Genomic DNA, 13,693 nt, shown 5'->3' with positions numbered 1-13,693 from the left:
ATGAGTGACGACAAGAAGCCCGACGAAGAGGCCGCGCCCAAGAAGAAGGGCGGGCTGAAGAAGATCCTGATCGGCGCGGTGGCGCTGATCGTGCTCGTCGGCGGCGGCGTCGGCGCGGGCGTCTATGCCTCGCAGTCCGGCATGATCGGCGGCGGCGGCCATGGTGCCAAGGCCGGCGAGGAGGAGCATGCCGACCCCAACAAGCCCAAGCTCGTCCCCAAGAGCGAGCAGAAGCGCGCCGGCGAGGGCGGCGAGGGCGAGGGCGGCCACGGCGGCGGCGGCGAGGGTCATGGCGAAGCCGAGGGCGGCGACGAGGTCGTCGGCCTGCCGACGCCCGCCGGCCGCGGCGGCGAGGTCTACGCCTCCAACTATTACGCGATGGACAAGGACTTCACCGCGAACCTCCAGGACTCGGTGCATTTCGTCCAGGTCGGCGTCGCCGTCTCGACCCCGTTCGACGACAAGGTCATCAACAACCTCAAGACCAACGACATCGCGGTCCGCTCGGCGATCCTGATGACCCTCAGCGACACCACCGAGGAGGCGGTCTTCACCTCCGACGGCAAGCGCGCGCTCCAGAAGCGGCTGGTCAAGGCGATCAACGATACCCTCCAGCAGAAAGAGGGATTCGGCGGGATCAGTAACGTTTACTTTACCAGTTTCGTTGTTCAGTGAGGCATGGTTAACGCCGCGCCAATCACTGAAGCCCGCGCCTCGTCGGGAGACCCGGTCGAGCCGGCGGTGCTGGGCGCGTCGAAGCTCAATCCCTTCGGCGATCTCAATACCTTGCAGCATCTCACCGCGCGGCTCGCGCGGGGGCTGCGGCCGGTGTGGGAGCAGCTGCTGCGCCGCGAGGTGCGCTCCTTCTCCGAACCGCTCAGCGTCCAGCGCTTCGCCGATTACCGGGCCGAGCGCGGCGACCTGTTGACTGCCTGGCTGCCGCTGGCGATGTCGCCCGGCACCAACCAGGCCTGGCTGATGCTCGACGGGCGCTTCCTCCTGGAGATGCTCGACCTGTTCTTCGGCGGGTCGGGCCAGGTGCCGCTGCTGCCGCCGGCCGAGTTCTCGCCCGCCGCCGAGGCGATGGCGGTGCGCGTCGCGACGCAGATCGCCAAGGCGCTCGGCACCGCCTGGGAGCCGCTGACCCGGATGAGCTTCACCCCCGGCCGGCCCGAAATGGCCGCCGATATCGACGGCGAGGATGCGGTGATCGTGACGCGGGTCGGCATCGACACGCCCGGCCGCCCGATGTTCGTCGACATGCTCTATCCGGTGCAGGCGCTGAAGCCGCACGGCGCGACGCTGACCGGCAAGGTGCTCGACAAGGCGGAGCCCGATCCGGCGTGGCGCAACGCGCTGACCCGCGCGACGATGGGCGTGCGCTTCCCGGTCCGTTCGGTGCTCGCCGAGCCGGTGGTGCCGCTCAGCCTGCTGATGAACCTCAAGGCCGGCGACGTGATCCCGATCACCATCGCCCCCGACGTGCCGGTGATGGTCGGCCACGACCGGCTGGGCTGCGGCACCGTCGGCACCTCCAACGGTCGCGCCGCGATCCGTCTCACCTCTCTCGCAGACCCCGATGAAGGACTGAACGCATGAACGACATGACCGGCGGTTTTCCGGTGGACGCCGCCGTCCCGGGCGGGGTCGCGGCCAATTTCCGCCTGCTCCAGGACGTTGACGTCAAGCTGACGGTCGAGATCGGCTCGACCAGCCTGACGCTGCGCGAACTGCTCGCCCTGGGCGAGGGCAGCGTGATCGAGCTCGACCGCCAGGCCGGCGAACTGCTCGACGTGTTCGTCAACGGCACGCTGATCGGCCGCGGCGAGGTCGTGACGGTCGGCGAGCGTTTCGGCGTGCGCATGACCGAGCTGGTCTCCCCCGAGAAGCGCGGCTGATCCTCCCATGCTCTGGTCCTATATCCTGAAGCTCGTCATCCTCCTGCCGCTGGTGTGCGGGCTGATGATCGGCTGCCTCTATCTCTGGCGCCGGCTCGAGAGCCGCATCCCCGGCAAGCCCTCGACCCGCCTCGTCTCCGTCAAGGAGACGATGATGATCTCGCCGGGCCTGCGCCTCGCGGTCCTCGATTTCGAGGGGCGGCGGCTGCTCGTCTCGGTCGGCCGTGGCGGCGTGACGCTCGTCGACAAGGTCGAGGGCGGGATGGACCGGGCATGAGCGTTTCGGTCACCCGTCGCGGCCATGGCCCCGCGCTCGTCCGCGCGCTGCGCGCCGAGGCGCGCCCCGCCCGCTCGCCGCTGACCACGCTGCTCTGGGTCGCGCTCGCGCTGCTCCTCGCCTGCGTCGTCGCCATGCCGGCCTTTGCGCAGGCGGCGCCGCTCGGCGCCCCCGGCGCGCCGGTGCCGGGCGTCGGCGACGCGGTCGACCGCGCGCTCGGTCAGCTCGGCGGTCAGGCGCAGGGCCAGTCGGCCCCGCTGTCGCTGTCGCTGCAGGTCCTCATCATCATGGGGCTGCTGACGATCCTGCCGGGCATCCTGTTGATGATGACCAGCTTCACCCGGATCATCATCGTCCTCGCGGTGCTGCGCCAGGCGATGGGCCTCCAGCAGACCCCGCCCAACCAGGTGCTGATCGGCCTGTCGCTGTTCCTGTCGCTGTTCGTCATGGCGCCGACGATCAACCAGATCAACACCACCGCGATCCAGCCCTATGCCGCCGGCCAGCTGGCGGGCACGCAGATGATCGCCACCGCCGGCGCGCCGCTCCACGACTTCATGACCAAGCAGACGCGGGTCAAGGACGTGACGATGTTCGCCGACATGGCCAAGGCCGGCCCCTTCGCCAGCCCCAAGGACATTCCCTTTTCGGTGCTGCTGCCCGCCTTCATCACCTCCGAGCTCAAGACGGCGTTCCAGATCGGCTTCCTGATCTTCCTGCCCTTCATCGTCATCGACCTCGTCGTCGCGACGGTGCTGATGAGCCTGGGCATGGCGATGCTGTCGCCGACGATCATCTCGCTGCCCTTCAAGCTCCTGCTGTTCGTGCTGGTCGATGGCTGGGCGCTGACCATGGGCAGCCTCGCGAACTCGTTCGCGACGTAGACGGATTGGAGGAGGTGGGGGCGTGTCACCTCCCGTCCACCCCGGCGAAGGCCGGGGTCCAGATGGGGGACGCCGCGCTCTGATCGCCGAAGCCGATCCAACTGGACCCCGGCCTTCGCCGGGGTGGCACGATGAACAAGGGTCCGTGCAGGACCGGGGATGACAAGATGGACGCCGATTACTTCCTCACGGTCGCCAACCAGACGATGTGGGTGCTCGCCCTCGCCTCGGCGCCGATCCTGGTGCCGGCGCTGCTCGCGGGCCTGATCCTCGGCATGATCCAGGCCGCGACCTCGATCAACGAGCAGACGCTGACCTTCGTCCCCAAGCTGGTGGTGGTCGCCTTCTCGATCCTGATCTTCGGCAGCCTGATCCTCGGCCTGCTCAGCGACTTCACCATCGGGATGTTCGAGCGCATCCCGGACCTCGTCAAATGAACAACCCTCTCCCATCGGGAGAGGGAAGGGGCCCGCTGCCGCAGGCAGTGGGAAGGGTGAGGGCGGCGTGCCCCTCACCCTCACCCTTCCGCCGCTGCGCGGCTCCCTCCCTCTCCCGGCGGGAGAGGGATTGATGCTCGGGCTTGGATTGGCCATCGAACCCCAGATTTGGGCGCTGATCTTCGTCATGGTCCGGGTCGGCGCGGCCTTTTCCGCGGCGCCGGTATTCGGCGGCGTGTCGCTGCCGCTGACCGTGCGCGTGTCGCTGACGGGCGCGATCGGCATCCTCGTCCTGTCGTCGCACAGCATCACCCCGCCGCCCAACGTCTTCGCGCTCGCGACCTTCCTGTCGATCGCCGCCGAGGCGCTGGTGGGGCTGGCCATGGGCTTCATCCTCCAGACCGCCTTCGCCGCGCCGCTGATCGCCAGCGAAGTGATCGGCGGGGCGATGGGGATCGGGTTCGCCTCCTCGATCGACCCGCAGAACGGCCGCTCGACCCCGGCGCTCGGCCAGTTCTTCTCGGTGATGCTGACCCTGCTCTTCCTGTCGGTCGACGGGCATCTCGTCCTCGTCGACATGCTGCTCAAAAGCTACGACGCGCTGCCGCCGGGCGCGGCCTGGATGGGGCCGGAGCAGCTCAAGGCCATCGCCTTCTTCGGCGGCTACGCCGTTCTGGCGGGCCTGCTCCTCGCGCTGCCGGTCGGCTTCCTGCTGCTCTGCCTCAACATCGTCGTCGGCATGATGAGCCGCGCCGCGCCCGCGCTCAACCTGTTCGCGGTCGGCCTGCCCGCCAGCCTGGCGGTCGGCGTGATCGCGCTCGCCATCGCCTTCCCGGCGATGGGCGACTATATGCTCGTCATCATCCGCGAGAGCCTGGGCGCGGTCCAGGCCATGGTGCTGGGATAGCATCATGTCGGAAGGCGGCGAAAAGACAGAAGCCCCAACAGCCAAGCGCAAGCAACAGGCCGTCGACGACGGCAATGTGCTGCGCTCCAAGGACCTCGCCACCGCATTGGTCGTGCTGGCGGGCGTCGCCTGGGTGCTGTTCATGGGGCCGACCCTGCTGTCCGCCTGTCGCGAGGTGATGGCGGCGAGTTTCCAGTTCGGCCGCGCCGATGTGGAGGATTTCTCCCCCTGGCGGCCGCTGGCGCAGGCGGGGTGGCGGCTGGCCCTGCCGATCGGCTCGCTGCTCGCGATCAGCCTCGTCTCCGCGCTCGTCTCGGGCGCGGTGCTGGGCACGTTCGGCTTCAACGGCAGCCTGATGGCGCCCAAGATGAGCCGCATCAATCCCGCCTCCGGCCTGAAGCGCATCTTCGGGATGAACGGCTGGATCGAGCTGGCCAAGTCGCTGCTCAAGGTCGTGCTGCTCGGCAGCGTCGGCGGCTGGATGCTGTGGCGCGCCTCGCGCTCCACGCTGGGGCTGACCCAGTCGAACCTCGACGCCGCGCTCCAGACGGTCGGCGGCACCTTCACCGGCATCCTCCTCGTCATGGCGCTGGGGCTGGTGGCGATCGCCGGGATCGACATCCCGATCCAGATCATCCGCCGCCTGTCGCAGATGCGCATGACCAAGCAGGAGGTGAAGGACGAGCACAAGGAGAGCGAGGGCAATCCCGAAGCGAAGGGGCATCAGCGCGCCAAGATGCGCGAGATCCTGTCGGGCGGCACGCGCAAGGCGGTGGCGGAGGCGCATGTCGTGCTGACCAACCCGACCCATTTCGCCGTCGCGCTCCGCTACGACCGCGGCAAGGACCAGGTGCCGGTGGTGGTCGCCAAGGGCCGCGGCGCGACCGCGTTGGCGATCCGCGAGATCGCCGCCGAAGTGTCTGTTCCCGTGCTGGAATATCCGCAGCTCGCCCGCGCCGTCTATTACACCAGCCGCGAGGGGCAGGAGGTGCGCGACGACCTCTATATTCCGATCGCCGCGGTGCTGGCCTTCGTCTTCGGCGTCAACGTCGCCGCCGGTGGCCGCCAGCCGCCGGTCGAGGTGCCGCCGACCGCGCGCTTCGACGAGAACGGGCAGAAAACATCCTAAAATTCCCGGCTACGCGGCCGTTCAACGAGGCAGGGCAAGGGACCGGCGATGACGACGATCAACGAATCGATCACCAAGACGCTCGGCACCGGCTCGGGCATCGACACCAAGGCGCTGGTGACGTCGCTGGTCGCGGCGCAGTTCACGCCGACCAACGACCGGCTGACCAAGCAGTCGGACACGCTGACCGCGCAGATCTCGAGCGTGTCGAAGCTGCAATCCTCGATCAAGGGGTTCAGCGACGCGCTGAATGCGCTGATTGCCGGCGGCTCGCTGACGACGCAGCCGACCAGCTCGAACAGCCAGATCGCGACGCTGGCGGTTAAGAAGGGCGGCACGGCAAAGGGCCTGTCAGCCCAGATCACCGTCGAGAAGCTCGCCAGCGCCCAGGCTGCGACCAGCACCGCCGCGATCGCGACCGATCAGACCTATCGCGGCGGCACGCTGACCGTGAAGATCGGCAGCTACGAGACGGTCAACGGCGTGACCACGCTCAACGCCGCGCAAACCATTCCGATCACCATCGGCGACGGCGTGAAGATCGACCAGATCGCGCTGTCGATCAAGAACGCCACCGGCCTCCAGACCCAACTCGTCAAAGACGGCAACGGCGTGCGCCTGACGATCAAGGGGACGACCGGCGCGGACGCCGCGTTCGAAATCGAGGGGGCGGATACCGACACCAGCGCGCCCGGCACCAACCCCGGCGATCCGGCGAGCCTGTCGACGCTGTCGGTCGGACCTTCCACGACCGGAATGACCGTGGGCACCAAGGCGCGCGATGCCGAGGTGACGGTCGACGGCGCGACCTTCAAGCGCCCGACGAACATCATCACCGACCTGTTGCCGGGCGTCGATCTGACGCTGGCGAGCGCGCAGCCGGGCACTACCGTGACGCTCGGCGCAACGCCGCCGATCGCGGGCCTTTCGGCGGCGGTCGACGACTTCGTGACGACCTTCAATGAGTTGAAGAATATCGTCAAAACCGAGATCGACCCAAAGACCGGCTCGCTCGCCAACGACAGCGCCGCCAAGGCTCTCGACCGCGCGCTGGGACAGCTGACCCTCACCAAGATCGTCAGCACCACCGATGGGTCGCCGCAGACACTGTCGGATCTGGGTGTCAGCACCAATCGCGACGGCACGCTGGCGCTCGACAAGAAGAAGCTCGCCAACCTGCTGATCTCCAACCCGGGCGGAGTCGAGGCGATGTTCGCCGTCGACGCGGCGGGCAATGGCGGACTGTCCCAGGCGCTGAAGAAGATCTCCGACGCCGCTGCCGACAAGACCTATGGCCTCGGCGCGGCGACCACCCGCTACACCAATCAGCAGGCCGATCTGACCAAGCAGAAGACCAAGGCGACCGACGATGCCGCGGCGATGACCGACCGGCTGACCCGGCAGTTCGCCGGCATGGATGCGCGCGTCGCCGCCTATAAGGCGACGCAGGCCTTCATGGAGCAGCAGGTCAAGGTCTGGACGCAGAGCAACAACTGATGGCCTATGCTTCCACCCTCCTGCGCGACCCCTGGGCGACATACCGCGAGATCGACGCGGCCGGGCGCACCAGCCAGGCGAGGACCGGGCCGCAGCTCGTCCAGCTTCTCTATACCGAGCTGGTCGCGGCGCTGCGCGCGGCGGCGAGCGCGACCGAACAGGGCCAGTACCGGGTCAAGAGCGAGCGCGTGACGCGCGCGACGGCGATCCTGTTCGCGCTGGAGGCGGGGCTCGACTACGAGAATGGCGGCGAGGTCTCGAAGACGCTGTCGCGCATCTATGCCGGCGCCCGCCGTGCGATCGTCGACGCCTCGATCGGCAGCGACCCCGCGCCGTTCCGCGAGGCGGCCGACAATCTCGGCGAGATCGCCGCCGCCTGGGCGACCGTCTCGGCCGGGTGACGATGTTCGACCAATGTTCCACGTGGAACATTCGTTGGAGCGAGGCGGAGCGCCCGCACTTCCGTTCGTGCTGGGCGTATCGAAGCACTGCGTTGCTCTGTGCCACAAACGTGCGTTTTGAGGGGAAAGCAGCTCTTCGACAAGCTCAGGGCGAACGGGCGAGGTGAGCGCCGGATGCTCCAACTTCGGTCCTGACAGACTGAGCGGGCGGTTCGAGATTATCGTTCCGCGAATGTTCCACGTGAAACACTCCCGGCGGCGTTCACCGTAGCAGCGCGACCGGCCATTCCCCGCCGTTCGTGCTGAGCTTGTCGAAGCACTGTTCTTCTATCCGCCACAAACGTGCAGTTGAAGGGGAAAGCAGCCCTTCGACAAGCTCAGGGCGAACGGGCGAGGTGAGCGCCTGATGCTCCAACTTCGGTCCTAACAGACTGAGCGGACGGTTCGAGATTATCGTTCCACGAATGTTCCACGTGAAACATTCCGCCGGATCCATCCCTGCCGACCAAAATCTATAACTGATGCCCCGTCCGGTCCCGCTTCGTCGCGAGATAGCGTTCGTTGTGCGGGTTCGCCGGCAGCCGGTGCGGGACGCGTTCGGCGACCGCGATTCCCGCCGCCTCCAGCCCGGCGACCTTGGCCGGATTGTTGGTCAGCAGCCGCACCTGCCGCTGGCCGAGCAGCGCCAGCATCCGCGCCGCCACGCCGAACTCGCGCGCATCGACCGCGAAGCCCAGCCGGGTATTGGCGTCGACCGTGTCGTAACCCTGGTCCTGCAGCCGATAGGCGCGCAGCTTGTTGACCAGCCCGATGCCGCGCCCCTCCTGCCGCAGATAGAGGAGGATGCCCCAGCCATGCGCGCGGATCGCCGCGATCGCGGCGCGCAGCTGGGGGCCGCAGTCGCATTTCAGGCTGCCGAGCACGTCGCCGGTCAGGCATTCGCTGTGCAGCCGCACCAGCGGCGGGCGGCCGTCGGGCTGGCCGATCAGCAGCGCGACATGCTCGTCCGCCGAATCGGGCGAGCGGAAGGCGACGATCTCCGCATCCTCCGCGCCCTCGACCGGCAGGCGGGCGCGGGTGGCGAGCCGGAAGGCGCGGGCGTCCTGATGCCGGGCGATCGCCTCGGGCGCGATCGTCACTTCGGGATCGATGCCGTCGAGGACGAAGGCGGGGAGCAGCCCGGCGATCCGCGCCAGCCGGATCGCGGCCAGTGCGGCATTCGGCCGATCGATCTTCTCGGTGCGGAAGGGCCCCTTGAGGGGGGTCGCGAGGTCGAGCGCAGGGTCGGCGAGCGCACGCGCGGTATCGAAGTCGAGCCAGGGCGCCGGCGCGACGACCACGGGGCGCTCGGGATCGGCCGCGGCCAGCTGGTTGGTGAGCTTGAGCGTAGCCGCCCGCCCGCTGGAGATCAGCACGGAATAGCGGCCGGCCGGTGCGAAGGCGTCGAGCGCGGCCGGGTCGGCCGTCTCGACCGCCAGCAGCGGCAGCGCATCCTCGCCCTCTGCCTGGATCGCAATCGGCCAGCCGCGGCGCATCGCGTCGATCGCCTTCGCCGCGGCGCGGGGGGAGGCGTCTACCATGCGAATTCGGTCATGATCGGGATGTGGTCGGAGGGCTTGAGCCAGTTGCGGCAGTCCTCGAACACATGATGCGCCGTCGCCTGCGCGGCGACGTCGGCGGTCGCCCACATATGGTCGAGCCGCCGCCCGCGATCGGTCGCCGCCCAGTCCTTCGCGCGATAGCTCCACCAGGTGTGCAGCCGCGCGGGCGCGGGGTGGAAGTGGCGGCCGAGATCGACCCAGGCGTTCGACGCCTTGAGCCGGTCGAGCGCCTCGACCTCGACCGGGGTATGGCTGACCGTGCCGAGCAGCTGCTTGTGGCTCCACACATCGTCGGGCAGCGGCGCGATGTTGAAGTCGCCGGTCAGGATCGTCGGGACGGTCAGCCCCGCCGACCAGTCGGTCATCCGTTCGAGGAAATCGAGCTTCTGCCCGAATTTGGGGTTGAGCGCGCGATCGGGCAGGTCGCCGCCGGCGGGGACGTAGACATTCTCCAGCCGGACGCCGTTGGGCAGCCGCACGCCGATGTGCCGCGCCTCCTGATTCGCCTGCCAGTCGAGCCGGTCGTCCTCGACCAGCGGCACGCGGCTGACGATCGCGACGCCGTGATGCATGCGCTGGCCGTGGATCAGGACGTGATCGTAGCCGAGCGCACGGAACGGCGCATGCGGGAAGTCCTCGTCGACCACCTTGGTCTCCTGGAGGCACACGATGTCCGGCGCGGCCTCTGCCAGGAAGCGTTCGACGATCTCCATCCGGAAGCGGACGGAATTGATGTTCCAGGATACGATCTTCACGAAGAGGCTCTTACCCGGCGCTACGCCGCGGGTGAAGCGGGATCACGGGCGCGCTGCGGGCGGAGAATGTCCTGAGCGCCTGCCGTGACAGGCAGTCGAAGAACCCGCGTCGGACGGGTCCGGCAGGCCGACCCGCCGGCCATGCCCATATAAAGAAAGGCCCCCGCTCCGGGGGCATGGAGCGAGGGCCGACCTAGCGTTCGTCACGCAGGCGGGAAGTGGTACCGGTTCGGGCAACAGGGGGGAAAATCCCGAACGCCCCACATCCGCGAGTGATGCTCTAGCGTACCGAACCTGTCGGCTAGATGAATGAAATTGTTATCTGCGACCAACAGTGCGACGTGGATCAACCCATTTGAACGCATTGTCCGCAATCGTTCCGCCGTACCGCTGATTCGAAAGCTTCACGGTGGTGCGGTTGTTCTGGCTGTCGAGCGCGACCCAGCCCTGCAGCGTCAGCCCCGCGGGCCCGCCGGCATCGCGGGCGAAGACCAGGGTGATGCGGCCATATTCGGGATGCTTCGGGTCGCGCGCCTCGACCGAGACGAGCCGCGGGTCGCCGCCCGGCACGACCCTGGCGAACTGCGCGAGATCGCGGCGCGGATCGAGCAGCACGCCGAGCGGCGAGTTGCGGATCGGCCAGCGCTGCACCTGCCTGACCGAATAATCGACAAAGGTCAGCGCGCCACCCTCGGCAACGATCAGCAGCGGCACGTCCTTCTGGTACTGGAAGCGGATCTTGCCCGGCTGCTTCCAGCTGAGCGTGCCCGTCAGCACCCGCCCGTTGCGGTCGGCCTGCGAGAAATCGGCGGTCATCGTCGTCACCGATTGCAGGAAGCGCTGGACCGAGGCGAGATCGGCCTGCTGCGCGCCCGCCGGCATGGGCGCGGCCACGGCGGCGAGAAGGGCGATCGGGGCGGAACGGATCATGCGAAACTCCATGGCGCCGGCGCTGCCGCCGCGGCGTTGAACCCCCGCTGAACCCGCGGCGCGCGGGGAGGATGCATGGGGCGGGTGGCTGCTAACGTGCCGTGGCGGGTCGGCGAAGACGATTATGTTCGCGCGGAGGCGCGGAGGCGCGGTGGTGTTTCGTCCCGGGCTTGCTGCATCCCTGGTCGCAGAGGGGCGCGATCCTTGGTCATCTGCAAGGTGAAAGCGGGATTTGCGACGGTGTCAGCGCTCCATAAGCTTCTTTCATCCCCGCCAACGTGAGACCTTTGCGAAAGCCCGAGCCATCAGCACGCCTTAGCCACCCCGGCGGAGGCCGGGGTCCAGCTGGGTGAAGCTTTGCAATAGCTTACTACCGTCCCCCATCTGGACCCCGGCCTCCGCCGGAGTGGAAGGAAGAGTTTTGCAGGGGTCTCGCCGTCGCGGTGTTAACCGGAGCGGGCCGGGGTGTCGGCGCGTTCAATGTTCCCCAAAGAAGAGGGGCTACGACGGCGCCAAGCGCAACACCTCCGCGTCCTCCGCGTGAACCTTTTCTCCGCGGTCGCATCACCCGCGGCCTCTGCCTATTAGATCGCATGCCCTTCCGCGTCGCGCAGCACCTCGCGGCGGCCGACATGGTCGGGGCGGCCGACGATGCCGTCCTTTTCCATCCGCTCGATCAGGCGCGCGGCGGAGTTGTAGCCGATGCGCAGCTGGCGCTGGAGCCAGCTGGTCGAGGCCTTGCGGCTCTCGCACACCAGCTGGATCGCGGCCCGGTACTGCTGGTCCTCGGGGCTGTCCTCGCCGGTCGGCGCGCCTTCGAGCTCATAGGCTTCGGCCGGCTCCTCGGTGACCGAGGAGATATAGTCGGGCTGGCCCTGCGCGCGCCAGTGATCGGCGACGCGATGCACCTCGTCGTCGCTGGTGAAGGGGCCGTGGACGCGCACGATGCCCTTGCCGCCAGGCATGTAGAGCATGTCGCCCTTGCCCAGCAGCTGCTCGGCGCCCTGTTCGCCCAGGATGGTGCGGCTGTCGATCTTGCTGGTCACGTGGAAGCTGATGCGGGTCGGCAGGTTCGCCTTGATCACGCCGGTGATGACGTCGACGGAGGGGCGCTGCGTCGCCATGATCAGGTGGATGCCCGCCGCGCGCGCCTTCTGCGCCAGGCGCTGGATCAGGAATTCGACTTCCTTGCCCGCGGTCATCATCAGGTCGGCGAGTTCGTCGACGATGACGACGATCTGGGGCAGCGGCTCGTAGTCGAGCTGCTCTTCCTCATAGACGGGCTGGCCGGTGTCGGGATGATAGCCGGTCTGCACCTTGCGGCCGAGCGGCTGGCCCTTCGCCTTGGCGGCGCGCACCTTGTCGTTGAAGCCCGCCAGGCTGCGCACGCCGACCGACGACATCTGGCGATAGCGATCCTCCATCGTCTCCACCGCCCATTTGAGCGCGCGCACCGCCTTGGCGGGGTCGGTGACGACGGGGGAGAGGAGATGCGGAATGTCGTCGTACATCGACAGTTCGAGCATCTTGGGATCGATCATGATCATCCGGCACTGATCCGGCGTGAGTCGGTAGAGCAGCGACAGGATCATGCAGTTGAGCCCCACCGACTTGCCGGAGCCGGTGGTACCGGCGACGAGCAGGTGGGGCATGGGGGCCAGATCGGTGATCACCGGATCGCCGGCGATGTTCTTGCCGAGGATGATCGGCAGCTGCGCGGTCTGGTCCTCGAAGGACTGGCTGGCGACCAGCTCGTGCAGCGACACCGATTCGCGCCGGGCGTTGGGCAGTTCGATGCCGATCACGTTGCGGCCGGGGATCACCGCGACGCGCGCCGACACCGCGCTCATGTTGCGGGCGATATCGTCGGCGAGCGCGATGACGCGGCTGGCCTTGATGCCGGGGGCGGGCTCCAGCTCGTACATGGTCACGACCGGGCCGGGCCGCACCTCGGTGATCGCGCCCTGCACCTTGAAGTCGTCGAGCACGTTTTCGAGCAGGCGGGCGTTGCGCTCCAGCGCGGCCTTGTCGACCGGTCCGGCATTGGACGGAGGGGCGGGGACGAGCAGGTCGAGCCCGGGCAGCGTATAGCTGTCGCGCAGGTCGAGCGAGGTCTGGCGCTTGGGTGGCGCGGGCGCGGGGGCGACCTGCCGGTCGGCGATGACCGGGGCGGGCCGCGGATCGGGCTCGGCGAGGGCGCGCGGCGGCACGGCGCGGCGGGCGAGGCGCGCCGCCTCCGCCGCATCGGCCTCCTCATAGTCGTCCTCCGCGTCGTCATAGGCGAAGGGCAGGTCGTCCGCGTCGTCGGCATCGCCGGCGATGCGTGCGCGGCGGCGGCGCGGCCAGCGCGGGGCGGCGAGCGCGATGTCGAGCGAGCGGCTCCAGACGATCACGCCCGCGACGCCCGCGACCAGCCCCGCCGCGCGCGCGCCCCACAGCTCGGCCAGGGGCTGGCCGGTCAGCGCGAGCAGGCCCTGCACGCCGCCCGCGACCGCCATGCCGGTGAGCCCGCCCCAGCCCGCCGGCAGCGCCAGCACCGCCGAGGTCGAGATGAAGGCGAGCGCGGTGGCCATCAGCGCCGCGCCGAGCGCCGCCCCGGCGAGCATGCGGCCCCAGCGCCCGGTCGGCTGGTCGCGCCACAGCCGCAGCGCGACGACCGGGCCGATCGGCAGGATCAGCGCGACCACGGGGCCGAGCAGGGTGAGCAGCAGGTCCGACACCCAGGCGCCGGGAAAGCCGAGCAGATTGGCGGGAGCCCCGCCCGAGGCGGTGTTGATCGCCGGATCGCCGGGGTGATAGCTCGCGAGCGCCAGCGCGAGCAGCAGCGTCGCGCCGAACAGCAGCGCCGCGACCAGCACCGCGCCGCTGCGCACCGCGCCGGCCTTCACCGTCTCGCGCCACAAGGCCGGCTGCGCCTGGCTCGCCATGATCGTCCCCGAAAATGCCTGAAATCGTGCGCGGATGATCGGCTTTTGTT

General features: G+C 68.7%; 14 protein-coding genes. 10 read left to right on the top strand and 4 right to left on the bottom strand.

Annotated features, from left to right (window positions below; all coding sequences use genetic code 11):
- The 10 genes from IEX18_RS05810 (at window position 1) to IEX18_RS05765 (ending at window position 7,430) form a co-directional block, all read left to right on the top strand.
- Window positions 1–675: a flagellar basal body-associated FliL family protein gene (locus IEX18_RS05810; protein WP_188657698.1), complete on the top strand. Its 675-nt coding sequence runs from the start codon at window positions 1–3 to the stop codon at window positions 673–675.
- A 3-nt stretch (window positions 676–678) separates the two neighbouring features.
- Window positions 679–1,599, top strand: a complete 921-nt coding sequence (locus IEX18_RS05805; RefSeq protein ID WP_188657697.1) for a FliM/FliN family flagellar motor switch protein — start codon at window positions 679–681, stop codon at window positions 1,597–1,599.
- Window positions 1,596–1,898 carry a flagellar motor switch protein FliN gene (fliN, locus tag IEX18_RS05800; protein ID WP_188657696.1) on the top strand — a complete coding sequence of 101 codons (303 nt, stop codon included), beginning with the start codon at window positions 1,596–1,598 and terminating at the stop codon, window positions 1,896–1,898. Before IEX18_RS05805 ends, fliN begins: the two co-directional genes overlap by 4 nt.
- Before the next feature lie 7 nt (window positions 1,899–1,905).
- Window positions 1,906–2,175, top strand: a complete 270-nt coding sequence (locus tag IEX18_RS05795) for a flagellar biosynthetic protein FliO (protein ID WP_188657695.1) — start codon at window positions 1,906–1,908, stop codon at window positions 2,173–2,175.
- Entirely contained in the window at window positions 2,172–3,059 is an 888-nt protein-coding gene (gene fliP / locus IEX18_RS05790; RefSeq protein ID WP_188657694.1) for a flagellar type III secretion system pore protein FliP, read from the top strand. The genes IEX18_RS05795 and fliP overlap by 4 nt, the downstream gene beginning before the upstream one ends.
- Before the next feature lie 167 nt (window positions 3,060–3,226).
- Window positions 3,227–3,496 (top strand): flagellar biosynthesis protein FliQ, encoded by a 270-nt coding sequence (gene fliQ / locus IEX18_RS05785; RefSeq protein WP_188657693.1) that lies wholly within the window; start codon window positions 3,227–3,229, stop codon window positions 3,494–3,496.
- Between the two features lie 133 nt (window positions 3,497–3,629).
- The gene (gene fliR, locus IEX18_RS05780) at window positions 3,630–4,403 is read left to right on the top strand and encodes a flagellar biosynthetic protein FliR (protein ID WP_188657692.1); all 774 of its coding nucleotides are present in this window, start codon (window positions 3,630–3,632) and stop codon (window positions 4,401–4,403) included.
- A 4-nt stretch (window positions 4,404–4,407) separates the two neighbouring features.
- Window positions 4,408–5,532, top strand: coding sequence for an EscU/YscU/HrcU family type III secretion system export apparatus switch protein (locus IEX18_RS05775; protein WP_188657691.1), 1,125 nt, complete (start codon window positions 4,408–4,410; stop codon window positions 5,530–5,532).
- Window positions 5,533–5,580: 48 nt separating this feature from the next.
- On the top strand, window positions 5,581–7,029 hold the full coding sequence (gene fliD / locus IEX18_RS05770; RefSeq protein WP_188657690.1) for a flagellar filament capping protein FliD: 1,449 nt from the start codon (window positions 5,581–5,583) through the stop codon (window positions 7,027–7,029).
- The gene (locus tag IEX18_RS05765; protein ID WP_188657689.1) at window positions 7,029–7,430 is read left to right on the top strand and encodes a flagellar export chaperone FliS; all 402 of its coding nucleotides are present in this window, start codon (window positions 7,029–7,031) and stop codon (window positions 7,428–7,430) included. Before fliD ends, IEX18_RS05765 begins: the two co-directional genes overlap by 1 nt.
- Before the next feature lie 512 nt (window positions 7,431–7,942).
- On the opposite strand, the gene ribA is transcribed toward IEX18_RS05765, so the two are convergent.
- The 4 genes from ribA to IEX18_RS05745 all read right to left on the bottom strand — a co-directional run bounded on the left by ribA (window position 7,943) and on the right by IEX18_RS05745 (window position 13,643).
- Window positions 7,943–9,010, bottom strand: coding sequence for a GTP cyclohydrolase II (ribA, locus tag IEX18_RS05760; RefSeq protein ID WP_188657688.1), 1,068 nt, complete (start codon window positions 9,008–9,010; stop codon window positions 7,943–7,945).
- Window positions 9,004–9,786 (bottom strand): exodeoxyribonuclease III, encoded by a 783-nt coding sequence (locus IEX18_RS05755; protein ID WP_188657687.1) that lies wholly within the window; start codon window positions 9,784–9,786, stop codon window positions 9,004–9,006. The genes ribA and IEX18_RS05755 overlap by 7 nt, the downstream gene beginning before the upstream one ends.
- Before the next feature lie 318 nt (window positions 9,787–10,104).
- The gene (locus IEX18_RS05750; protein ID WP_188657686.1) at window positions 10,105–10,716 is read right to left on the bottom strand and encodes a LolA family protein; all 612 of its coding nucleotides are present in this window, start codon (window positions 10,714–10,716) and stop codon (window positions 10,105–10,107) included.
- Window positions 10,717–11,300: 584 nt separating this feature from the next.
- Complete coding sequence (locus tag IEX18_RS05745) at window positions 11,301–13,643, bottom strand: FtsK/SpoIIIE family DNA translocase (protein ID WP_188657685.1); 2,343 nt, start codon at window positions 13,641–13,643, stop codon at window positions 11,301–11,303.
- Window positions 13,644–13,693: the final 50 nt, after the last annotated feature.

This window comes from Sphingomonas metalli, assembly GCF_014641735.1.
In the GTDB taxonomy this organism is placed as follows: Bacteria; Pseudomonadota; Alphaproteobacteria; order Sphingomonadales; family Sphingomonadaceae; genus Sphingomonas; species Sphingomonas metalli.
The sequence above is the reverse complement of the archived record's forward strand: the minus strand, read 5'-3'. Positions and strand labels throughout refer to the sequence as shown.

Coding starts and splice junctions, on each gene's coding strand:
- IEX18_RS05795 (WP_188657695.1), top strand. CDS start 1,906: ATGCTCTGGTCCTATATCCTGAAGCTCGTCATCCTCCTGCCGCTGGTG.
- IEX18_RS05765 (WP_188657689.1), top strand. CDS start 7,029: ATGGCCTATGCTTCCACCCTCCTGCGCGACCCCTGGGCGACATACCGC.
- ribA (WP_188657688.1), bottom strand. CDS start 9,010: ATGGTAGACGCCTCCCCCCGCGCCGCGGCGAAGGCGATCGACGCGATG.
- IEX18_RS05750 (WP_188657686.1), bottom strand. CDS start 10,716: ATGATCCGTTCCGCCCCGATCGCCCTTCTCGCCGCCGTGGCCGCGCCC.
- IEX18_RS05805 (WP_188657697.1), top strand. CDS start 679: ATGGTTAACGCCGCGCCAATCACTGAAGCCCGCGCCTCGTCGGGAGAC.
- fliN (WP_188657696.1), top strand. CDS start 1,596: ATGAACGACATGACCGGCGGTTTTCCGGTGGACGCCGCCGTCCCGGGC.
- fliP (WP_188657694.1), top strand. CDS start 2,172: ATGAGCGTTTCGGTCACCCGTCGCGGCCATGGCCCCGCGCTCGTCCGC.
- IEX18_RS05810 (WP_188657698.1), top strand. CDS start 1: ATGAGTGACGACAAGAAGCCCGACGAAGAGGCCGCGCCCAAGAAGAAG.
- IEX18_RS05775 (WP_188657691.1), top strand. CDS start 4,408: ATGTCGGAAGGCGGCGAAAAGACAGAAGCCCCAACAGCCAAGCGCAAG.
- fliD (WP_188657690.1), top strand. CDS start 5,581: ATGACGACGATCAACGAATCGATCACCAAGACGCTCGGCACCGGCTCG.
- fliQ (WP_188657693.1), top strand. CDS start 3,227: ATGGACGCCGATTACTTCCTCACGGTCGCCAACCAGACGATGTGGGTG.
- IEX18_RS05745 (WP_188657685.1), bottom strand. CDS start 13,643: ATGGCGAGCCAGGCGCAGCCGGCCTTGTGGCGCGAGACGGTGAAGGCC.
- fliR (WP_188657692.1), top strand. CDS start 3,630: ATGCTCGGGCTTGGATTGGCCATCGAACCCCAGATTTGGGCGCTGATC.